General features: G+C 65.5%; 21 protein-coding genes, 1 tRNA gene and 2 pseudogenes. 11 read left to right on the forward strand and 13 right to left on the reverse strand.

Features of this window, described 5'->3' with window-relative positions; translation table 11 throughout:
• Positions 1 to 156 precede the first annotated feature (156 nt).
• The 4 genes from GU927_RS00425 to kdsA all read left to right on the forward strand — a co-directional run bounded on the left by GU927_RS00425 (position 157) and on the right by kdsA (position 4,777).
• The gene (locus GU927_RS00425) at positions 157 to 1,374 is read left to right on the forward strand and encodes a Na+/H+ antiporter NhaA (protein WP_161760231.1); all 1,218 of its coding nucleotides are present in this window, start codon (positions 157 to 159) and stop codon (positions 1,372 to 1,374) included.
• Positions 1,375 to 1,508: 134 nt separating this feature from the next.
• A complete protein-coding gene (locus tag GU927_RS00430) occupies positions 1,509 to 2,168 on the forward strand; it encodes an ABC transporter ATP-binding protein (protein WP_161760232.1) in 660 nt (219 codons plus the stop codon).
• Positions 2,152 to 3,939 (forward strand): capsule biosynthesis protein, encoded by a 1,788-nt coding sequence (locus GU927_RS00435; protein WP_232489077.1) that lies wholly within the window; start codon positions 2,152 to 2,154, stop codon positions 3,937 to 3,939. Before GU927_RS00430 ends, GU927_RS00435 begins: the two co-directional genes overlap by 17 nt.
• Positions 3,940 to 3,946: 7 nt before the next feature.
• Entirely contained in the window at positions 3,947 to 4,777 is an 831-nt protein-coding gene (kdsA, locus tag GU927_RS00440) for a 3-deoxy-8-phosphooctulonate synthase (protein WP_161760233.1), read from the forward strand.
• A gap of 211 nt (positions 4,778 to 4,988) precedes the next feature.
• Here the strand turns inward: kdsA and GU927_RS00445 are convergent, their stop codons facing one another.
• Complete coding sequence (locus GU927_RS00445) at positions 4,989 to 6,173, reverse strand: BaiN/RdsA family NAD(P)/FAD-dependent oxidoreductase (RefSeq protein WP_161760234.1); 1,185 nt, start codon at positions 6,171 to 6,173, stop codon at positions 4,989 to 4,991.
• Between the two features lie 103 nt (positions 6,174 to 6,276).
• On the opposite strand from GU927_RS00445, the gene GU927_RS00450 reads away from it, so the two are divergent.
• From GU927_RS00450 to GU927_RS00460, 3 genes and pseudogenes are all read left to right on the forward strand, one after another.
• Positions 6,277 to 6,351, forward strand: a tRNA-Gln gene (locus GU927_RS00450).
• A 145-nt stretch (positions 6,352 to 6,496) separates the two neighbouring features.
• A pseudogene (locus GU927_RS00455) lies at positions 6,497 to 6,601 on the forward strand (transposase); the annotation flags it as partial.
• A gap of 65 nt (positions 6,602 to 6,666) precedes the next feature.
• A pseudogene (locus tag GU927_RS00460) lies at positions 6,667 to 7,890 on the forward strand (IS3 family transposase).
• 26 nt (positions 7,891 to 7,916) lie between these two features.
• On the opposite strand, the gene GU927_RS00465 reads toward GU927_RS00460, so the two are convergent.
• The 5 genes from GU927_RS00465 to GU927_RS00485 all read right to left on the reverse strand — a co-directional run bounded on the left by GU927_RS00465 (position 7,917) and on the right by GU927_RS00485 (position 13,269).
• Positions 7,917 to 9,329: an amidase gene (locus GU927_RS00465; protein WP_161760235.1), complete on the reverse strand. Its 1,413-nt coding sequence runs from the start codon at positions 9,327 to 9,329 to the stop codon at positions 7,917 to 7,919.
• A gap of 121 nt (positions 9,330 to 9,450) precedes the next feature.
• Positions 9,451 to 10,479, reverse strand: coding sequence for an extracellular solute-binding protein (locus GU927_RS00470; protein WP_161760236.1), 1,029 nt, complete (start codon positions 10,477 to 10,479; stop codon positions 9,451 to 9,453).
• A 19-nt stretch (positions 10,480 to 10,498) separates the two neighbouring features.
• Positions 10,499 to 11,302 (reverse strand): ABC transporter permease, encoded by an 804-nt coding sequence (locus tag GU927_RS00475; protein WP_161760237.1) that lies wholly within the window; start codon positions 11,300 to 11,302, stop codon positions 10,499 to 10,501.
• A complete protein-coding gene (locus tag GU927_RS00480) occupies positions 11,295 to 12,206 on the reverse strand; it encodes an ABC transporter permease (protein WP_161760238.1) in 912 nt (303 codons plus the stop codon). The genes GU927_RS00475 and GU927_RS00480 overlap by 8 nt, the downstream gene beginning before the upstream one ends.
• Before the next feature lies 1 nt (position 12,207).
• Entirely contained in the window at positions 12,208 to 13,269 is a 1,062-nt protein-coding gene (locus tag GU927_RS00485) for an ABC transporter ATP-binding protein (protein ID WP_161760239.1), read from the reverse strand.
• 94 nt (positions 13,270 to 13,363) lie between these two features.
• Here GU927_RS00485 and GU927_RS00490 point away from each other — a divergent pair, with 94 nt between their 5' ends.
• Genes GU927_RS00490 through GU927_RS00505 form a run of 4 tightly spaced genes read left to right on the forward strand, consistent with a single transcriptional unit; the run spans position 13,364 to position 16,259 of the window.
• The gene (locus tag GU927_RS00490; RefSeq protein WP_161760240.1) at positions 13,364 to 14,044 is read left to right on the forward strand and encodes a TetR/AcrR family transcriptional regulator; all 681 of its coding nucleotides are present in this window, start codon (positions 13,364 to 13,366) and stop codon (positions 14,042 to 14,044) included.
• A 23-nt stretch (positions 14,045 to 14,067) separates the two neighbouring features.
• Positions 14,068 to 14,553, forward strand: a complete 486-nt coding sequence (locus GU927_RS00495) for a DUF3237 family protein (RefSeq protein ID WP_161760241.1) — start codon at positions 14,068 to 14,070, stop codon at positions 14,551 to 14,553.
• Between the two features lie 18 nt (positions 14,554 to 14,571).
• The gene (locus GU927_RS00500; RefSeq protein WP_161760242.1) at positions 14,572 to 15,822 is read left to right on the forward strand and encodes a flavin-dependent oxidoreductase; all 1,251 of its coding nucleotides are present in this window, start codon (positions 14,572 to 14,574) and stop codon (positions 15,820 to 15,822) included.
• Complete coding sequence (locus GU927_RS00505) at positions 15,819 to 16,259, forward strand: DUF3237 domain-containing protein (protein WP_161760243.1); 441 nt, start codon at positions 15,819 to 15,821, stop codon at positions 16,257 to 16,259. The genes GU927_RS00500 and GU927_RS00505 overlap by 4 nt, the downstream gene beginning before the upstream one ends.
• A 542-nt stretch (positions 16,260 to 16,801) precedes the next feature.
• On the opposite strand, the gene GU927_RS00510 is transcribed toward GU927_RS00505, so the two are convergent.
• From GU927_RS00510 to bufB, 7 genes are read right to left on the reverse strand one after another with little or no spacing between them, the layout of a single operon-like run.
• The gene (locus GU927_RS00510; RefSeq protein ID WP_161760244.1) at positions 16,802 to 17,440 is read right to left on the reverse strand and encodes an NrsF family protein; all 639 of its coding nucleotides are present in this window, start codon (positions 17,438 to 17,440) and stop codon (positions 16,802 to 16,804) included.
• A complete protein-coding gene (locus GU927_RS00515) occupies positions 17,437 to 18,069 on the reverse strand; it encodes a sigma factor (RefSeq protein ID WP_161760245.1) in 633 nt (210 codons plus the stop codon). The genes GU927_RS00510 and GU927_RS00515 overlap by 4 nt, the downstream gene beginning before the upstream one ends.
• Positions 18,066 to 18,473, reverse strand: a complete 408-nt coding sequence (locus GU927_RS00520) for a thioredoxin family protein (RefSeq protein WP_217765492.1) — start codon at positions 18,471 to 18,473, stop codon at positions 18,066 to 18,068. The genes GU927_RS00515 and GU927_RS00520 overlap by 4 nt, the downstream gene beginning before the upstream one ends.
• Before the next feature lie 14 nt (positions 18,474 to 18,487).
• Positions 18,488 to 19,198 (reverse strand): cytochrome c biogenesis CcdA family protein, encoded by a 711-nt coding sequence (locus tag GU927_RS00525; protein ID WP_161760246.1) that lies wholly within the window; start codon positions 19,196 to 19,198, stop codon positions 18,488 to 18,490.
• Positions 19,199 to 19,630: a DoxX family protein gene (locus GU927_RS00530; RefSeq protein ID WP_232489078.1), complete on the reverse strand. Its 432-nt coding sequence runs from the start codon at positions 19,628 to 19,630 to the stop codon at positions 19,199 to 19,201.
• 15 nt (positions 19,631 to 19,645) lie between these two features.
• Positions 19,646 to 20,401 carry an HvfC/BufC N-terminal domain-containing protein gene (locus tag GU927_RS00535; protein ID WP_161760248.1) on the reverse strand — a complete coding sequence of 252 codons (756 nt, stop codon included), beginning with the start codon at positions 20,399 to 20,401 and terminating at the stop codon, positions 19,646 to 19,648.
• Positions 20,379 to 21,236, reverse strand: a complete 858-nt coding sequence (gene bufB / locus GU927_RS00540; RefSeq protein ID WP_161760249.1) for an MNIO family bufferin maturase — start codon at positions 21,234 to 21,236, stop codon at positions 20,379 to 20,381. The genes GU927_RS00535 and bufB overlap by 23 nt, the downstream gene beginning before the upstream one ends.
• Between the last annotated feature and the right edge of the window lie 52 nt (positions 21,237 to 21,288).

Genomic DNA, 21,288 nt, shown 5'->3' on the forward strand with positions numbered 1-21,288 from the left:
GCATCATCCGCAGGGGGCGCAGGGCACGGCCATCACAGATGGTCTTCCGGATGCGCGGGGGCAACACCGGCGCGGCAATCGGTCCGCGCCGCCTTGCGGCTTCCCGCTGCCCTGTTTACCTCGCCGCCGGTTCCCCAACACACCGGCGCCCCGCAGATGTATCGCGTCTCACCCTTCGTCCGCCATTTCGCCTGGGCCCTGCTCGGCGGCATCGGCCTTGCGACGCTCTGGGTCAATATCGACCCTGCCGGCTATTACGACCTTGTCGAATACCGCCTGATCGACCTGCCCAAACCCGTCTGGATCGCGGGCGAGACGCTGGTCATCACCCCGCAAACCGTCACGGCCGATCTGCTGATGGCCTTCTTCCTGTTCTTCGTCGCCAAGGAACTGTGGGAGGCGCTGATCCTCACCCGCGGGGCCCTTTCGGGGCGGCGGGCTCTCTTGCCTGCCGGGGCCGTTGCAGGCGGACTGGCGGGCGCGGTTGCGATCTGGCTGCTGCATTCGGCGCTTTTCGTGACGGATGAATTCGTCCCGACCGGCAGCGGCTGGCCCCTGCCCGTCGGGTCCGAGATCGTGCTGGGCTTCGTCGCGGGACGCATGGTCTTCGGCCCCGGGCATCCTGCGCTGCACCTTCTGCTTCTGCTCTCCATCGCCTCGACCATCCTCGGGATCCTCATCCTCGGCCTCGCCTATCCGGGCGAAGGGCTACAGCTTCTGTGGCTGCTGCTGCCGCTGGCCTCGTCGCTGGCCGTCTGGCGGCTGCACGGACGCCAGACCCGCACGGGCGGGACCGAACGCGACCGTCGCCGCGCCCTCACGCTCTGGCCCTATCTGCTGGCCGGAGCGGCGGGATGGCTGGGCGTCACCTTCGCGGGCCTTCCGGGGGCGCTGGGGCTTCTGCCGGTGATCCCTGCCATTCCCCATGCCGACCGCGCCTTCGGCCTCTTTGCCGAGGCCGAGGAATATCTACACGACCCGCTCAACCGTCTGGCCCACATGCTGGTCCGCCCGCTCGCGGTCGTTCTGCTGCTTGTGGGCTTCACGCAGGGCGCGGTCGATCCCTCTGCCTTCGACGTGACAACCCTGACCGTCCTCGCCTCGCTCTGGATCGGCAAGCCACTGGGCCTGATGCTGGGCGCACTCCTTGTCGCGCAGCTCTTCCGCCTGCCCATGCCCGCAGGAATCCGCATCCGCGATCTCCTGCTCGTCGCGATGCTCTCGGGCATGGCCTTCACGGCGCCCGTCCTTGCGCTCGACACCGCCCTCCCCGGTGGCGCCATGGCCGAGGCGGCGCGCCTTGGCCTTGTCCTGTCGCTTCTCGCATGGCCGGCGGCGCACCTTCTGGCACGATTCCTGCCCCGCAAGCGCTGACCGGTGGTGTGGACAATCCGCCCCGCCGGGGCGGCATTGTCATCTTGGTGGAACTTCCGACATAATGATGCCCGAAAGTATGGCTAGCAGGGCCAAAGGTCAGGCGACGTCGCGTTGCAGGTAAAGGGGCAGGAATGATCGAGTTCGAAAACGTCTCGAAGTCCTTCTGGACCGGCAAGACGCGCAAGGTCATTCTCGATCAGGCCAGCTTCCGCGTCGAACTCGGCAATTCGCTGGGAATCCTCGCGCCCAACGGCACGGGCAAGACCACGATCGTCAACATGATGTCGGGGCTCGAACAGCCGGACGAAGGGCGGATCACGCGGTCGGCGCGAATCTCCTTTCCGCTCGGCTTCATGGGCGGCGTCGTTGGCCGCCACAGCGCGACCGAGAACGCCCGCTACATCGCGCGGCTCTACGGGCTTGATCCCGACTATGTCGAAAGCTTCTGCCGGTGGCTCTGCGACATCGGCGAATATTTCGACATGCCCGTGGGCACCTACTCGTCGGGGATGCGGGGGCGCTTCAACTTCGCCCTGCTCCTCGCGCTCGAATTCGACATCTATCTGATAGACGAGGGAATGCCCGGCACGACCGATGCCGAATTCAACCGCAAGGCCGGAACCATCCTGCGCCAGCGGCTGGAGAACGCGACCGTCGTCATCGTCTCCCATCAGGCCTCCACGCTCGAAAAGTTCTGCCGTTCGGCGGCAGTCTTGCGGAACGGACGGCTGCACATGTTCGACACTCTGGAAGAAGCGAAACGGCTGTATAATTATGAAACTCAAGGTTAAGCGGTACCACACCCGCCGTCCCGAGCCGTTGCCGCAGCCCGTGCCGCGCCGCCCCGCGCCCGACCGGATGGAACAGGCCGCGCCCTCCGCCATGCCCGCAGCCGTCCGCGCGTCCCTTGCCACCGGAGCGATGGCCGCCCAGCCCCCACGCGCCGCCGCGCCGCGCAGCCCGATTCCCGCCGCCACGAACGAGGCGCTCTTCGAACAGTCCGAGGACGGCTTCGGCAGCCAGCCCTATCCCACCGCGGCAGGCGCGGCCCCGACCGCAAACACGGATGCCGTGGCGCTTCCCGCCGACGGACCGGCAGGTGCCGAACTCGACGCGATCCGGCGCGAGGGGCTGACCGGCCGCCAGCTTCGCCTCGCCCGTCGCATGGCCCAGAAATACGGGCTTCCCGCCACGTCGGACTTCGACGCCGTGCGCCTCTTGCGGCAGGCGGGGCTCGATCCCTTCCGCAGCACGCCGGTCGTCGACATCGTCGCCGCCGCCGGCGCCGAGATGGAGGCCGCAGGCCCGGACGCCCCCCCCGCACGGGGCGGCATGGTGCCCGTCCCCGCAGGCCAGCGCCTGCCCCAGACGATCAAGCCGGTGCAGGTTCCCGCGCCGATGCCGGAAATCAACCCCGCGGCCGAGATCATGCAGATGCAGCTCGATCTGCAACGCCGCCGCCGCCGCCGCTCTCTCCTGCTCATGGCGCGGCTCTTCTTCTTTGTCCTCCTGCCCACCGTCCTTGCGGGCTTCTATTACTACGTCGTGGCAACGCCCCTCTATGCCACGCGCACGGAATTCGTGATCCAGCAGGCCATGCCGCAGACACCCGGCAGCAGCAGTCTGGGCGGGCTGGCCACCACACCGATGGCCAACATGCAGGATTCGATCACCGTGCAGGGCTATCTGCAATCGCGCGACGCGATGCTGCGCCTCGACCGCGACATCGGCTTCCGCGAGGTGTTCTCGGCCCCTCATATCGACCCGATCCAGCGCCTCGAACCCGACGCCACCAACGAAGCCGCCTACAAGATCTACCAGCGCAACGTCCTCGTCTCCTACGACCCGACCGAAGGCATCATCCGGATGGAGGTGATCGCCCCCGATCCGCAGACCTCGGTCCAGTTCTCGCAGGCCCTCATCGGCTATGCCGAGGAACAGGTGGACCAGTTGACCCAGCGCCTGCGCGAGGATGCCATGAAGGGCGCCCGCGACAGCTATGCCGAGGCAGAGCAGGCCCTGCTCGACGCCCGCCAGCGCTCGGTCCAGTTGCAGGAACGCTTCAAGGTGCTCTCCTCCGATGTCGAGGTCAGCCTGATCACCGGCCAGATCGGCCAGCTCGAAGGCCAGCTCACCGCCGACAAACTGTCGCTGGCGCAGATGGAGTCGAACGCCAACCCCAATGCCGCGCGGATGGAACCGCTGAAACGCCGCATCGCCACGCTGGAATCCGAAATCGCCACCCTGCGGTCCAAGCTGGTGGAAGAGGATGCCTCGGGCCAGTCGCTTGCCCGCGTGCAATCCGAACTCGCCGTGGCCGAAGCCGATGCCGAAACCCGCCAGATGATGCTGGCCCAGTCGCTTCAGGCGATGGAGACCGCGCGGATTGAGGCAAACCGTCAGGCCCGATATATCTCGCTCTCCGTCGCGCCCGTCGCACCGGACGAGGCGACCTATCCCCGCGCATTCGAGAACACGGTGGTGGCGATGCTGATTTTTGCCGGTATATACCTCATCCTGTCGATGACCGCCGCAATCCTGCGCGAACAGGTCTCGGCCTGAGGACAAGATGAAGACAGTAAAGATCGGCGGGCTGACCGTCAGCAACGACAGCCCGCTTCTGGTGATCGCAGGCCCCTGCCAGCTCGAATCCCTCGACCACGCCCAGATGATCGCGGGGAAGATGGCCGAAGCCTGCGCCGCATCCGGCGCGCAGTATGTGTTCAAGGCCAGCTACGACAAGGCCAACCGCACCTCGCTCAAGGGCAGGCGGGGCTTGGGCATCGACGCGGGGCTGAAGGTGCTGGAGGCGGTCCGCGCGATGGGGATGCCGGTGCTGACCGATATCCACGACCCCGAACAGGCCCGCATGGCGGCCGCCGTGGTGGACGTGATCCAGATTCCCGCCTTCCTCTGCCGCCAGACTGACCTGCTGCTTGCGGCGGGCGAAACCGGCGCGGTGGTCAACATCAAGAAGGGCCAGTTCCTTGCCCCGTGGGACATGGACAATGTGGCCGAAAAGGTCGCCTCCACCGGCAATGACCGCATCCTTTTGACCGAACGCGGCACCAGCTTCGGCTACAACACGCTGGTGGCCGACATGCGCGCCCTGCCCCGCATGGCAAAAACGGGCTGGCCCGTCATCATGGACGCCACCCATTCCGTGCAGCAGCCGGGCGGTCAGGGCGGATCAAGCGGCGGGCAGCGCGAATACGCGCCCCTCATGGCGCGCTGTGCCGTGGCCGTGGGCATCGCGGGGGTCTTCATCGAAACTCACGAAAACCCCGACAGCGCCCCCTCGGACGGGCCGAACATGGTCCACCTGTCGGACATGCCTGCACTGGTCGACACGCTGATGGCCTTCGACCATCTGGCCAAGGCAAACCCGCTCCGCGTCTGACGCGCGCGAAGGAATTTCTGCGAAATTCCTTCGCCACGATCCTTCTGGCGAAGGATCGCCCAGACGCCCCGCGCCGGCGGCACCGTCGCAGAAACACTGCCCACCACCTGCCCGCAGCCTTGGTTCAGAGTAGTGCCCGATCCTTCGCCAGAAGGATCGCACTTAAGATTTTTCGCCAGAAAAATCTTCGGCGGCACGGCTCAGGCACGGCTCACGCCACCTGCCCCGCCACCCAGCCCGACGACCAGGCCCACTGGAAATTGTATCCCCCCAGCCAGCCCGTCACATCCACGACCTCGCCCACGAAATAAAGCCCCGGCACGCCCTTGGCCTCCATCGTCCGGCCATCCAGCGCCTCCGTATCGACCCCGCCCAGCGTCACCTCTGCCGTGCGATAGCCCTCGCTGCCTACGGGCCGCAACTCCCAGCCCGACACCTGCGCCGCGACGCGGTCCAGCACCGCCCGCCCGACCTCGGCCATGGGCCCACCCGTCGCGCCCGCCTGCGCCTCGATCAGCCGCGCCAGCTTTTCCGGCAGCAGCTTTCCCAGCGCCGTACGCAGCGCCGCCCGACCCGCCGCCTGCTTCTCGGCCCGCAGGAACGCCGCCACATCCAACCCCGGCGCAAGGTCGACGCGGATCGCCTCCCCCTCGCGCCAATAGGACGAAATCTGCAGCACCGCAGGCCCCGACAACCCGCGATGGGTGAAAAGCAACGCCTCGTCGAACCCCGTCTTGCCGCGGCTCACCCGCCCCTGCACGGCCACACCGGCCAGCGGGCGCATCCAGTCCAGTTCCTGCTCGGCGAATGTCAGCGGCACCAGCGCGGGCCGCGTCTCGGTCACGGGCAGGCCGAAGGCCGCCGCCACCTGATAGCCGTATCCCGTGGCCCCCATCTTGGGGATCGACTTCCCCCCGGTCGCCACGATGACCGAGGCAGCACCCACCACACCCCGCCCCGTCTCGACCTCGAACCCGCCGCCCGCCGCTTGCCGGACCGCGCCCAGCGTGCAGCCCAGCCAAAGCTCCACCCCCCGGCGCGCCATATCCCCCAGCAGCATGTCGACGATCTGCTTTGCCGACCCGTCGCAAAACAGCTGCCCGAGGGTCTTCTCATGCCAGGCGATTCCCGCCGCATCGACGCGCGCGATGAAATCCTGCGCGGTGAAGCGGCGCAGCGCCGACAGGGCGAAGCGCGGGTTCTTCCCCAAGAACCGTTCGACCCCGAAACCGGTATTGGTAAAGTTGCACCGCCCCCCGCCCGAGATGCGGATCTTCTCGCCCGCCGCCGCCGCATGGTCGACGACCAGCACCCGCCGCCCGCGCCGCCCCGCCTCGATCGCGGCGAACATTCCGGCCGCTCCGGCCCCAAGCACGATGACATCCACGCGTTTCATGCCCCTTGCCTAGCCCCTCTGCCCGACCTTCACAATCCGGCAGATTTTTCCATCGGCCCCCCTTGCACGCCCGAAAACCCTTCGCTAAACACCCCCCCACGGTTGGGGCGTCGCCAAGTGGTAAGGCAGCGGTTTTTGGTACCGCCATACCTAGGTTCGAATCCTAGCGCCCCAGCCAAGAAACCTCCGCGACATGAATGAAATCAATGGGTTGCATGGTGCCGCCTCGGCGCTTCGGGTGCCCCGCTTCACCTTTCTGCTGACCTGCCACGGGATTTTTCCTCCATCTACGATTAGAGTCCGGCCCAAGGAGAGGACGGACGATGAAGAAGGCGCGACTGACGGAAGAGCAGATCATTGGCATCCTGCAGGAGCATGAGGCGGGCGCGAAGTGTGCCGATCTCTGCCGCAAGCACGGGATGTCTGAGGGTGAGCTGCTGCTGGTTTCGTGGCCACGAAGATAAGATCGTGACCAAGGAACTGGAGAGTGGATATGACGAGATGGAAGTTCAGCCGTGAGTTCAAGATCGAGGCCGTAAGGCTGGTGACGGATCGGGGCGTCGCGGTGGCGCAGGCGGCCCGTGATCTGGATGTGGCCGAGAGCGTTCTTCGTCGCTGGATGCGGGAACTGACCGCGACACCGGTGACGGCGTTTCCCGGGAACGGACAGATGCAGGCCGATCTGGCCGAGATTGCAGCCCCGAAGATAAGGTGAGCGGGGCTGCGCCACCGGTTCGAGCAGACCCGCGAACGCGCGTCTTCGTGCGGAGCGTGACATCCTGAAGAAAGCGGCAACTTTTTTCGCGCGCGAGGCGACATGAGGTTCGCCTTCATCGCCAAGCGTCGTCACATCTGGCCCGTCACCTGGCTGTGCGAAGTGCTGGAGGTCTCGCGATCCGGCTTCCATGCCTGGCTCAATCGTCCGACCAGCGCCCGCGAGATCCATGACGCCAAGCTTGTCACGGCAATCGAGACGAGCTTCAAGGCCAGCGACCGGACCTACGGGGCTCGCCGCGTCTGGCACGATGTGCTGGAAGAGGGGCTGGCCTGCGGCCTTCACCGGATCGAACGGCTGATGCGGATCAATGCCTTGCGCGCAAGGCCAAGACGCCGCGGAAAGCCGAAGGACGACGGCGAACGGTCGGTCATCGCCGACAATATCCTCAAGCGCGACTTCCAGGCCGACCGGCCAAACCAGAAGTGGCTGGCCGACTTCACCTATATCTGTACCGCGGAAGGCTGGCTCTACGTCGCAGCCGTCCTTGATCTGTATTCACGGCGCATCGTCGGTTGGTCCATGAAGGCCGAACGAGATGCATCTCTGGTCATGGACGCGCTGATGATGGCCGTCTGGCGAAGAGGAAAGGCTGACGCGCTGCTTCATCACTCGGACCAGGGATCGCAATACACAAGCGAGCAGTTCCAGCGTCTGCTGGCCGACAACGGCATCACCTGCTCGATGAGCCGCGCGGGCAACGTCTGGGATCGAGCCATGGTCGCGCAACTGGTCCAAGCGACCATGGCGAGGTCCGCGATGGAGAGCTTCTTTTCCTCGCTGAAGACCGAACGGATGGCACGGAAGGTCTACCGCACCCGCAACGAAGCCCGTGCCGATGTCTTCGATTACATCGAGCGCTTCTACAACCCGCGCAGGCGGCATTCGAAACTCGGCTACCTCAGCCCCATGGAGTTCGAGGCCCGCGCTATGCTAGCTTAACCTGCCTCCACGAAACCAGCAGCAGCTCAATCCACGGGCTCTACTGGCAAGAGCGACCCGATCCGGCGCTCCATGACTTCGGCAGCCGAAAGGCAGCGTTCATCCTCGAACCAGCGCGCGATGATCTGCACGCCGACCGGCAGACCTCCCACCTTGCCTGCCGGAACGGTCAGCCCCGGCACGCCAAGGCCCGCCACCAGCGGCAAGGGACGGTAGGCGCGGATGATCTGGCCCATCGTCGCAAGGTCCACCGTGTCGTGGTCGATGGGCAAGGGCGGCACGCAGGTTGTGGGCGTCAGCACCAGGGGCCATGTCTGGAAGAACATCGCCCAAGCGCGGCGGATCGCCATGCGGCGGACCCAACCCTCGGTATGGGCGTTCTGGTCCAGCTTGGGCAAGCTGTCCGAGGTGAACAGGAACGACCGTCGGAAGGCCTCGTCGCCCAGCTCCATGAAGACAGCGCGCACCGGGTCGGAGGCATCGGCATACAAGAGCGCCATCCAAAGCTCGGCCATTTCCGACAGATGCGGAGGAGTCACCTCTTCGACGACATATCCCGCCTCCGACAGCCAGCCTGCCGCCTGCCGCACCACGGCGGCCACGTCTGGATCAACCGGCGTATCGCCATCACCCAGCCACATCGCAACACGGCAAGGCAGGCGCTGTGCGGGCGTCACTTCGGGCGCGGGCACCTGGTCGGGGTCGCGTGGATCGGGCTGGGCCAGGACCGACATACCCAGGCGCAGATCGCGGACGGAACGGGTGATCACGCCATCAGATGCACCGATCTGCAGCCCGATGGTGGCTTCACCGGTTTGCGACGGGTTGAAGGTGGGGATGAGACCCATTGTTCCTTTAATCGCGTAGACGCCGTTGACCGATCCGGGCAGGCGCAAGGATCCTGCCACATCATTGCCGTGCGCCAGCGCCCCGATCCCCGCCGCCACCGCCGCCCCCGCCCCCCCCGAAGACCCGCCCGGCGAGCGGGTCAGATCATGGGGATTGCGCGTGATGCCATGCAGATCGTTCGACGCGAACCAGCGATAGCAGAAGGCCGGCACATTGGTCTGCCCGATGATCACCGCGCCTGCCCTTTTCAGATTGGCCGTAGGAATTCCATCCTCGGCAACCCGGGCGTCTTTCAGCGCGACCAGCCCCGTGGTCGTGGCATGGCCTGCAAGGTCCGTGTCGATCTTCGTGGTGACCGGTACGCCATGCAGCGGGCCGAGCGGCAGGCCGTCGCGCACTGCGCGGTCGGCTGCATCGGCCGCGGCAAGGGCTTCCCCGTCGAACCGGTGCACGACGGCGTTCAGGGACGGGTTCACCGCGTCCATCCGTGCGAGGGCGGCCTCGGTCACCGCGCGGCTGCTGACGCGGCCCGCGCGGATCGCGGCGGCGGTGGCCGAGGCGTCAAGCTTGTAAAGATCGTCGGTTGCCATCGCGGTCCTCTCGAAGGGTGGGAACAGGGCCGTGCCGTCTACCCCGAGGCATCGGGCAGGCGTTACAGGTTGTGGTGGCGGCGCCTCGCCCCGGGTCACCCCGGCGCGAGGGCTGTGCGGATCACTTGGTCAGGTCGGTCCAGATCCGGCTGTAAAGGTCCTGCACTTCGGTCGAGCAGGTTTGCTGGAACCGGGCCACCGGCGCGGCATCGTCAGGGATGGTCATTTCCGGAGCCGCCAGCAGGTCGGCGGACATGAAGGCCTCGCTGCCGGCAATCCCGTTGCCATATCCGGTGTAGTCCGAGATCATCGCGGCGTTTTCCGGATCCATGATGAAATTCAGGAACAGCTTCGCGTTCCGGACGTTCTGGGCGTCGGCCAGAATGGCGACATTGTCCTGCCATTTCAGGAAGCCTTCCTTGGGAAAGCCGTAGGTGAAGCCCGAGTTTTCCGCGCGGATACGCATGGCGGCACCGCTCCAGAAGACCGAGGCCTGCAGGTCTTCATTGATGAACTTCTCGAAACTCGCGTAGTCGATCGACGCCCAATGCTCTTTCGCGGCAACCAGCTTGTCCCGCGCGGCTTTCAGCACCTCCTTGTCCGTCGTGCAGGGCTGGCCGCCCACATACATGATCGCAAGATCGATCACGTCGTTCATGGATGGGACGACGTTGATCTTGCCTTTCAGCTCGTCCGGCGGGTCAAGGAAGATGGCCGAGGTGTTGATGTCGCCCGCGTAGACGTCCTTGTTGACCATGATGCCGGTCGTGCCCCAGACCCACGGCACGGTATAGGATCGGTCCGGGTCCCACTCCACGCTGACCCATTCCGGCGCGACGTGCTTGAAATTCTCCATCGTGTTCGGGTCGGACTTCAGCAGAAGGCCCTTCCCGATGTAGATCGGCACGACCGAGGCCGAGGGCACCACGATGTCAAAGCCGTGCCCGCCCGCCTCGATCTTGGCCATGGCGGTTTCGTTGCTGTCATATTCCGTAAGAGTGACCTCGACACCATAGGTCGTCTCGAACTTCTCGATCAGGTCCGGAGGCGTATACAGGCCGAAATTGTAGATGTTCAGCACGCCTTCCGCAAAGGCAGGAAGCGTGGTTGCAGAAAGGATGGCCGTGGTCAGGACAAGTCTGGTCTTCATGGCAGGCTCCTCTATCGGGTCAGGTCTTTTTTCTTGTCAGCAGCCACGACCCCGCAACAATCAGCACGCTGATCAGCAGAAGAAGCGAGGAGATGGCGTAGATTTCCGAGGTCAGGTTGCGTTTCAGCTGGCCCAGAAGATACGTGGGCAGCGTGTCCTGGCCGGGCGATTTCAGGAATTCCGAGATGACGACGTCGTCCAGCGACACCACGAAGGCCAGCATGAAACCCGCAAGGATCGCCGGTGCCAGAAGCGGCAAGGTCACCTTGCGGAACGTGTAGAACCGGCTGGCGTAAAGGTCGGCAGCGGCGGTTTCCAGCGTCAGGTCCATGCCCTGCAGCCGCGCGCGGATCGGCATGTAGGCGAAGGGGATGCAGAAGGCGCTATGCGCGACGACCAGATAGCCAAGACCCATATAGCCGGTCGCCTGCTTGATCTGGGCAAGGATGATCAGCAGCGCGATGGCCAGCACGATCTCGGGCACCATGAGGGGCTGGTTCAGGATCAGGTTGATCGCGCCTTCGCCCCGGAATCCCCTGCTGCGCGTGGTAGCGAGCGCCGCCATCGTCGCGGTCACCGTCGCCACAAGCGCGGCCGTCGTGGCGAGGATCAACGAGGTCTTTGCGGCGTTCAGAAACCCCTCGTTCTGCAGTGCGACGGCGTACCAGCGCAGCGACACGCCCTCCCACAGGCTGATCGACTGGCCCCCGTTCAGCGAGTTCACAACCAGTATGACCATCGGGATGTAAAGGATCACGAAGCAGGCAATCGCCAGCGTCGCCGCTCCGGGAAGGCGGCGGATGTCAAAGCCGCGCTCAACCATCGCGCCGCTCCCGCGTTGTCAGGCGCGTGTACCAGACCAGCGCCACAAGAACCAAGGCCGTCAGCGTAAGCGACAGTGCCGCACCCAGGGGCCAGTCGCGGCCCTGGCCGAACTGCGTCTCGATCAGGTTTCCAAGCATGAGCGTCGTGCCGCCGCCCATGATGCGCGGGGTGACATAGGCACCAAGCGAGGGCACGAAGACCAGGATCGAGCCCGCAATGATCCCCGCCTTCACCTGCGGCAGGACCACCTTGCGCAGACAGTAAAGCCGCGAGGCATAAAGGTCATATCCGGCCTCGGCCAGCCGGAAGTCGAACCGCTCGATCGCGGCATAGACCGGCAGCACCATTAGGGGCAGGAACACATAGGCCATGCCAAGCAGGATGGCGAAATTGGTGAACATCATCTGGATCGGGGCGTCGATCAGGCCAAGCCAAAGAAGCAGCCGGTTCACGATGCCGTCGCTGCGGATCATCTCCTGCACCGCGATGGTGCGCACCAGAAGGTTCGTCCAGAACGGAATGGTGATGAGAAACAGCCAGAACGCCCGCTGCCTTTGCGGCCGGGTGGCGATGAACCAGGCCGTCGGCACACCGAGGACCAGCGTGATGCCCGTCGTTGCCAGAGACAACAGGACCGACCTTACAACAATGGTCAAATGTGCATCGGAGAGGCTGACCGTGTCGTCGAAGATGTCGCGCTCGAACAGAACATGAAACCAGCCCTCGAACGAAATGATCCATTTCACGTTGCCGTAATCGCCGGGCGTCAGGAATGAATAGGCAACGACGACGCCGAGCGGCAGGATCGAGAACAGGGTAATGATCGTGACGGCGGGCAGAGCGAGGACCCAGCGACGGCGCGTATCCGCGCGGATGGACAGGGTTTCGGCATCCGTCGCCATGTCAGCCAGCCTCTTTGGGCAGAAGCCGAAGGGCATCGGTCGGCAGTGTGACTTCGATCACGTCGTCTTCGGCGCAGGGCGCACCGCCGCGCAGGGCGTTCTGGACACGCGCCACCATCCTTGCCCCATCCGCCAGCAACAGGTGCACATGCGTGTCCGTACCGAAATAGACCAGCCGTTCGACCCTTGCCGCGAGGGTCAGCCCACCGCCGCGCGCGGAGCCGAGGACCACATGCTCGGGCCGGACCATGAGCGTAACCGGCCCGTCGGGATGTGAGACGGGCAGTGGACCCGCTGCCTGCGAAAGCACGAGCCTTCCCCGAGCGCAGGTGGCGTCGAGAAAGTTGCTCTCGCCGATGAAGCTTGCGACAAAGCGGTTGGCGGGTTGGTCGTACAGTTCGCGCGGGGTGGCGATCTGCTGGATGCGTCCGCCGTTCATCACCGCGATGCGGTCGGACATGGTCAGCGCCTCTTCCTGGTCATGCGTAACGAAGATGAAGGTGAGGCCGGTTTCCTGCTGCAGCCGTTTCAGTTCGACCTGCATGTCCTTGCGCAGCTTCATGTCCAGGGCGGACAGCGGCTCGTCCAGAAGCAGGATACGCGGCTTCGGCGCCAGCGCGCGTGCCAATGCCACCCGCTGCTGCTGACCGCCCGACAACTCGCCGCTCTTGCGGTGTGCCAGATGACCCAGCTGCACCAGCGCCAGCATCCGTTCGACCGTCGCGGCAATCTCTGAACGCGGCCGCCCCTGCGCTCCCAGCGCAAAGCCCACGTTCTCGGCGACGGTCATGTGCGGAAACAGGGCGTAGTTCTGGAAGACCGTGTTCACCGGCCGCTTGTTGGGAGGCAACCGGGCGATGTCACGACCGTCCAGCACAAGCTGGCCACCGCTGGGCGGCTCGAACCCCGCAATCAGGCGCAGAAGCGTGGTCTTGCCACAGCCTGACGGTCCAAGAAGCGTGAAGAACTCCCCTTCCGCAATCGGGAACGTGACTTCGCTCAAGGCGGTCACGGACGTCGCACCCCTCCCGAAGCTCTTCGTCAGGTTTCGAATCTCGAGCATCAGACCCATCCCGCTGGATGGTCTAGGCGTATTGACAAAATAACTTTAGTCAATCAAAAGTTTTATCGACATAAGTTTTTGGGATGTAGGGCCGATGGAACATCTGGCAGACAGTGCCAAGCCTGGCCTGCGGGATCGCAAAAAGGCACGGCGCCGGGACGAGATCATCGCCGCCGCCCGAGACCTGTTCACCCTGCAAGGCATCGACGCCACGACCATGGCCGAGATCGCGGCGGCGGCAGAAGTGTCGACACCGACCGTCTTCAACTACTTCGGCTCGAAGGACGGCATCCTGATCGCGATGATTTCGGAAGGGACCAGAGAGGCGCGCGAGCGGGACAAGGGCCTGCATTGGCGCGAGGGGGCCGATCTGGTCACCCTCATTGTCGATCTGTTCCTGCGCGTCTCGTCGCGGACCTTGGATGTCGCGGGCAAACGCGTGTGGCGCTACGCCGAAGCAGCCGCCATCCGGCATCCGGAAACCGGTCTGTCGAAGGAATACCGAAATGTCTCCAACGCGTTGCATGTCTTCCTCACCGACTTTCTGGCAGAGCTTGACCTGCAGACCCGGGCGGCAGGCGACTGCCCGCCCGCTTTCCTTGCCGAAGTGCTGATCGAACGCTGGATGCCCTGTTTCATCCACCTGATCACCTCGGAAGAGCAGACTTTGACCCAACACAGGGCCGTGCTTCAGGCACAATTTGAACCGCTGATCGACCTCATCTTCACCGACGCCTGCGTGGAACGCCCGCACCGCAAGGGTGCAACGGCATGACGGCAGAACGGAAAGGATCGGACATGCCATCTGACGGTCTGGCCGCGGACATCACCTCTCTGGGTGCCCGGACTTCGCCGGGTCAGCCAAGGGTCCGGCGCGCCTGCGTGATCCGCGCGGATCTGGGGCAGGCCCTGGAATTCTCCGCCGCCAGCGGCAGGGTCCGCGCCATGTTCCCGATTGCCGGCGGCGAGGCGCGCGGTATCGGCTGGTCGGCACGCATCCTGCCCGGCGGGGCGGATTTCGCCGTCCGTCTGCCCGACGGCACCTACGAGATCGAGGCGCGCTATTGTCTGGAACTTGAGGACGGCACACCTGTGATGGTGACCAATGCCGGACGCATGTTCCCGCAACCCGACGGCAGCTATGCCGGCCGGACGCGCGCCATGCTCGAGGTTCCGGACGGGCCGCACCGGACACTGGGGGACGCCGTCTACTTGGGCACGGCCTTGGCCGAGCCGGGTGACGAAAACCATGTCTACATCGAACTGTGGGAGGCGCCCGTCTGAGGCGGGCGGGAAAGACCAATGATTCTGATTGCCGGGGCTGGCATTGCCGGACTGACCTTGGGGCTGACCCTGCATCAACTTGGCCTGCCCTTCCGCATCCTTGAACGCGTCGCGGGCCTTCGCCCCTTGGGCGTCGGGATAAACATCCAGCCCAACGCCGTGCGCGAGCTTTTCGACCTCGGTCTGGAGGCAGAGCTTGACCGGATCGGCATCCGGACCCGGCAATATGGATTTTACACCAAGACCGGCCTGCCTATCTGGGTCGAACCGCGCGGGCTAGCTGCGGGCTATGCCTGGCCGCAATTCTCGCTGCATCGCGGCCAGTTCCAGATGCTGCTCCTGAAGGTGCTTCAGGACCGCGCGGGCGATGTGGTCGAGACGGGCGCCGGTATCGCCGGAGTCGAAACCGGTGACCGCGGCGCAACCCTGATCCTGACGGACGGTCGGCGGGTGTCGGGCGATGTGGCGATTGCCGCCGACGGCATCCACTCGGCGATCCGCAAGCAGATGGTGCCGGATGAAGGAGAGCCGATCTGGAACGGCGCCATCATGTGGCGCGGTACCTCGCCGGGGCGGCATTTCCTTGGCGGGAATGCGATGTTCCTTGCCGGACATGATACCCAGCGCTTCGTAGCCTATCCGCTGACGCCCGAAGACCCCGCGACCGGCATGGCAACGATCAACTGGATTGCCGAGATGCGGGTGGATCCAGCCCGCGCGATGGCCAAGGGCGACTGGAACCGTCCGGCCGACAAGGCCGATTTCCTTCCGGCTTTCGAGGGCTGGGATTTCGGCTGGGTCGATTGCCCCGGTCTGATCCGCGCCTCCGGCCTGGTTTACGAATATCCCATGGTAGACCGCGAGCCGCTGCCCTCATGGACCGACGGCTGCGTCACCCTGATGGGCGATGCGGCGCATGCGACCTATCCCGTGGGCTCGAACGGCGCGACTCAGGCGATCATCGACGCCCGCAAGCTCGGCGCGGCCATCCGCGATCATGGCCCGAACCGCACGGCCCTTCTTGCCTACGAGGCCGAGATGCGCCCCCGCGCCGAAGGCATCCTGCGCGCCAATCGCGGCAAGGGACCGGATGCGGTGATGCAGATGGTCGAGGACCTGTGCGGCGGCGTCTTTGACGACCTTGAACCGATCCTGCCGCGCGAAAAGCTGGCGGCCCATGCCGAACACTACAAGCGCCTGTCGGGCTTCTCGGTCGAGGTGCTGAACGCCCAGCCGCCGATCATCGGGGCCATGGAGCGGGTGGCATGACCCTCTTTGCCGAATTCCGCCTGCAGGTCGGTCGCCCCGTCGCTCTGGGCAATGACGGCTTTGGCGAGGCGCGGATCGTGCCCATCTTGGGCGGAACGGTCAGCGGCCCCGGCCTGACGGGCACGATCCTGCCCGGCGGGGCCGACGAACAGCGCATCCGCGCCGATGGCCTGACCCGCATCCATGCACGCTATGTCATCCGCGCCGAAGACGGGTGTCTCATTCGGGTCGACAGCCAGGGCCTGCGTCACGCCCCTCCCGAGGTGATGGCTGCCATGATGCGCGGGGAACGCGTCGACCCGACCCAGGTCTACTTCCGCACGGTGATCCGGTTCGAAACTGCTACCGAAGTGCACGACCACCTGAACCGAAGCCTTTTCCTGTCCGAGGGACAGCGTGAACCCGATGCCGTCGTTCTGCGGTTGACTCGCCTTTGAACTCCCAAGCGTTTTCTCAGGGTTGAACATCGGATTCTGCACAGCGTCTTCCTGAAATCTTTTCTCCAGAGGAAACGAGCCACGCTGAGTACCGCGCCCGACAAAAACGTCTTTCGAGAGGGAAAAGCGATCTGTAGCTTCGGTCCCTGCTAGCGATCGCATAACCAATATTCGCGCTTTCTCGCCCGTACTCGCTCGTTGATTTGGGCGTGCTGAGACAGCGCTTCCTTTCCCGCCGTTTCGTAATCATCGACGGACCTCATGGACCGAAAGTGACTACGTTGCGCTATCTGAGAGACGTGCCATGCGTCCGGAAGCTTTCATCAAAAAATCAGACAGACTTTGGTGAAACTTCGATTTATCCAATATCCTGCGACCGTCTAATTTAATATTATAATCAAATACTTAAATTCGCACCCCAGCTTTTCAGCCAATAACCTTCCCGAAAATGCGCGCATGATGCGCTATGGCAGGCGCTTCAAGCCTTTTGCCTGATCCGTTCGGTATGGGGCAGCCAGCCTGCAGCCACCGCCGCCGAACCTTTACCAGCGCAGGAAGCGATGTCCCGCCACGGCGCCGATTCCGCCGACAAGGCAGATCGCCCCCCCGTACCACGCCACGAAGAAAAGCGGTGAATCCTCGGTGCAATGCAGGGCATAACCCGACGCGACCGCCGCCGCCGTCGCAAGGCCAAGCAGTGCACCGGTCACGACGGGCCGCGTCGGTGCGGACCGGCGGAACAGGACGATGCCTGCGGCAAGGGGCAGCGCCGACAGCAACACGATGGATCCCAGACAGGCCAGCGCCGTCTGTCCCGCCATTTCGGCAAAGGAAAGCCCGTCCGCACCGGCCAGACGGTACAGCACCATCGCGCCAGCCACGGCACCGGGAAGGGCCAGCAGCCACAGCATGACCCGCCCCTCCGGCCTTGCCGACCTCAGGGCAAGCCAGATGGCCGACAGCGACAACAGCGCAGGCAGGATCGTCTTGGCCTGCACCGCCAGTTCGGCCCAGGCTGCGCCCAGATCGGGGCGGATCCCGAAGATCGCAAGGTACAGGCCAAGACCCGCCAGCATGACACAAAGCATCGCAGCCAGCGTCCGGCCGGGCCTGAACGGCTCCGGCAAGGGCGCCGCGGCAAGCGCGCCGATCAGGTCTTCCGTGCGTCGCCTGTCATTCATTTCATCATCCTTTCGGCCAAGCCCGACAGCCGCTGCATCGCGCGGTGCAGCGCGACACGTGCGGCACCTGCCGTCATCCCCACCGTCTCACCCGCCTCACCGGCGGTCTTTCCATCCAGCGCCACCGCCCTGACCAGCATGGCAGACCGCGTGTCGATCAGTCCCAGCATCACCTCGGCGTCCCGCGCCGAAAGCGGCGCTGCGGCATCCTCCCCGGGCAGGATCTCGGCGAAATCCTCGATCGGCAGGGTCACCGCCGCCCCGCGCTTGCGGAAAGCATCCACCACCTTGTAGCGGGCCAGCGCATAAAGCCACGGCCTGACCGGCGCATCCGGCCGCCATGTCCGGCGCTTCAGATGGACGGCCAGCAGAACCTCCTGCAGGATATCCTCGTGCTGGTCGGGGGGCAGCCCGTCGCCCCTGCGCCGGATCACGGCGCGCAGCGTGGGCGTGACGGCATGCAGGAAACGGGCAAAGGCCGCGCCATCCCCGTCATTGGCGCGGGCCAGCAGAACCTCCCAGACCTCGTCCTGCCGCAACCGCTCCTCCACCCCTGACGGCCCAACCGTAACAGGGGCAGAGAGGGTGGCACAGTCACGCCTCGGTGAAAGGGCGAAGGCCGCCGTCATCCCGCCGCCGCCAGCGCCGCATCGAACAGCGCCTTGATCTCGGCCCTGCCGGTTCCCGCAACGATGCGCCCGATCTCCTCCCGCCCTTTCAGCGCGACAAGCGTCGACCGGCGCGGGATCTTCAGTGCACGGGACAACTCGCCCTCGCCATGCTGGTCCCAGTCCACGACGATGAAACGGATGCTCCGGCCATAAGCGGGGGTCTCGGCCATAAGCCCCGCGATCACCCGTTCCTGCGCCGCGCAGGTGCTGCACCAGCTCGCCCAGAAATCGAGGATCACGACCTCCCCCGCATCCATCGCCGCCTCGGCAAGTCCGGGCGTGTAGAAGGTCCGCCCGTCCGCATGCAACGGGCCGGCAAGGATCGACATGGCAGAAGACAAAAGCAGGGTTCGACGGTTCACGGGATGTCTCCTTCTCAGATGCTGACGGACAGATCGACAAGCCACGCAGGCAGGATTTGCAGGGCAGCGGCGTCAAGGATGTGGTTCAGGCCAAGAAACAGCGCGGCCCCCACGGCGATGAAGACCCAGCCCATCACGGGCCGCGCGCGGGCCGACAGCGCCACCGCGCGGCCCATGTTCCGCCGCAGCCAGCCCCGCAGGCCATAGGCGGCGGACAGGAACAGCGTTGCCACACCGGCAGCGAAAGCCGCCATCACGGCGGCTGCGTGACCGATACCCTCTCCCGTACTGGCCAGCGCGATGGCCGCCCCCAGCGTGGGGCCGATGCAGGGGCTCCAGACCGCACCCAGCAGCGCGCCCCCTGCAAACTCGGCCCCGATCCCGCGCGGCGTCGCGGCGATGCGCGCATCCGCCGCCGCCGCGATCCCCGCCGAGGCGAGGGAAAACCGCCGCGCCAGCACGGGCAGGACCATGACCAGCCCGAAGCCGACCATGACCAGCGCCGCGATCCGCGTGACGTCCTCGGGATAGATGCCCAAGGCCGGACCGATGGCCGCCACGCCCGTTCCCACCGCCACGAAGGACAGCCCCATCCCCGCCGCAAGGGCCAGCGGCGCCCGCGGATCGGTCTGCAGGCTGCCTGCCAGAACGATGGGCAGCACCGGCAGGACGCAGGGATTGATCAGCGTCAGAAGTCCTGCGAGGTAGCCAAGGATCAGGTCCATCTAAGCCCTCGCCCCGCGCTCCAGCCCGATCAGATGGTCAAGGGACCACCGCCCCGCCCCCCGCGCCACCACCGCCAGCAGCATCGCGGCCCAAAGACCATGCGTCATCCAGGCATCGGGATAGACGAAGATCTGGATCACCGCCGTCATCCCCAGAAGGCCAAGCGCCGACAGTCGCGCGCACAGGCCAAGCACCAGCAGGACGGGCAGCAGATGCTCTGACACCGTCGCCATCACCGCCGCCATTTCAGGCGGGATCAGCGGCAGGGCATATTCATGCTCGAACAGGAACCATGTTGAGTCCTTGATCGAGACCCCCTCCACCTTCGTCCGTCCCGATTGCCAGAACACCAAGGCCGGAAAGACGCGCAGCAAAAGGGCCACCGGCGCATCGGGGATACGGGCCAGCGTCAGGTTCAGTTTGTGAATCATGTGGATCATTCTCCCTCACGCCCCCGCATCGACAATCGCCCCGGCCCGCATCAGCGAGACGAGCAGCGCCTGCGGTTCGTGCCCCGCGTCAACCTTGCGTGCCTTCCCCGCCGCAACCGCCAGAGGGTCACCCGCCAGAACGGATCGCACCATGACGCCATCCCCGCGCCCCACCCGCCAGACCGGCACGCCAAAGGCGGCATCGCGCAGGATCAGCGCGATTTCGGGTCCATGGGCCAAGGGCACATCCTCCCCGCCCGGCTGGTTGCGCGCCCAGATCGACACGGCAGGATGGGCAAGCCACAGGAGCGTGACGGACGGATGCAGCCGCAACCGGACGCGTTCGGGATCGGCCCCCGCAAGACGCGCCGGATCGACGGCCCGCGCATCCGCCGCATGGAACGCCCGCCCCCGCGCGAACTCGATCCGCGCCACATCGCCCAGATAGGGATAGGCCGCCAAGGGCGCGAACCCCTCCACAAACGCCGCAAAGCCTTCGCCCCATTCCGCAAGGACGGGAGAGCACGGGCGCTCCATCTTGGCATAAAGCAGCGCGAGCGGGGCAAAGAACGCCTCGCCCACCACCCTGCGGATCACGGGAAAACGGGTCGCCAGCGCGCCGGTCAGGCCGACGGCCACGTTGTTGCGGTAGACGCTGAACCGCCGCCCGATCTCTGCGGGGTCGCGGGCGGTCAGACCGGCGGGAACCGGCCCTCCGCTGAGCGCCTCGCCGAAGGCCGCGACGAACTCAGGATGCGTGTGCAAGGCCATGCCCCCCGCCCGCCAGTATCTCCCCCGCCCGCGCGGCCTCGGCCGCCAGAACCGGCCAGTCGGGCAGGTCATTGTCCCACTCCACCAGCGTGGGCAAAGCCCCCGCCCTGTCGATCACCGCGGCAAACAGCTCCCAGACCGGATCGGCCACCGCCGCCCCGTGGCTGTCGATCAGCAACGGGCCTAAGGGCAATTCCTCCGCGTCATGCCCGCCAAGATGGATTTCCCCCACCAGATGCAGCGGACAGGCCGCCAGCCATGCGCGGGGATCATCGCCATGATTGGTGCAGGACACGAAGACATTGTTCACATCCAGAAGCAGCCCGCACCCCGTCCGCCGCGCCACCTCGCCCAGAAACTCGGTCTCGGGGATCGTCGATTGCGCGAAACGCAGATAGGTCGCGGGATTTTCCAGCAGGATCCGCCGACCCAGCACAGCCTGCACCTGATCGACATGGTCACAGACCAGCCGCAGCGTTTCCTCGGTATAGGGCAAGGGCAGCAGGTCGTTCAGATACTCCGCCCCGTGACTGGACCATGCCAGATGTTCGGAAAAGCTTTCGGGCTGATACCGGTCGCACAGCCGCTTCACGCGGGAAAGATGGTCCCCGTCCAACCCCCGCGCCCCGCCTATGGACAGCCCCACCCCGTGGATCGACAGCGCATGGTCCGCCCGTATCGCCCCGAGCATCGCATGGGGCAGTCCGCCCGCACCCATGTAATTCTCGGCATGCACCTCGAAAAAACCGATCCCCGCCGCCCCCTCGCGGATCGCGGCGAAATGTTCCGGCTTGAAGCCCACTCCGGGCAGAGGGGGAAGGAAGGCTGGCAGCATGGCGCATCCACTCGGATGGAAACGGGCGCGCGGAACATCCGCGCGCCCCAAG

It is taken from the genome of Paragemmobacter amnigenus (genome assembly GCF_009908265.2).
Classification (GTDB): Bacteria; Pseudomonadota; Alphaproteobacteria; order Rhodobacterales; family Rhodobacteraceae; genus Paragemmobacter; species Paragemmobacter amnigenus.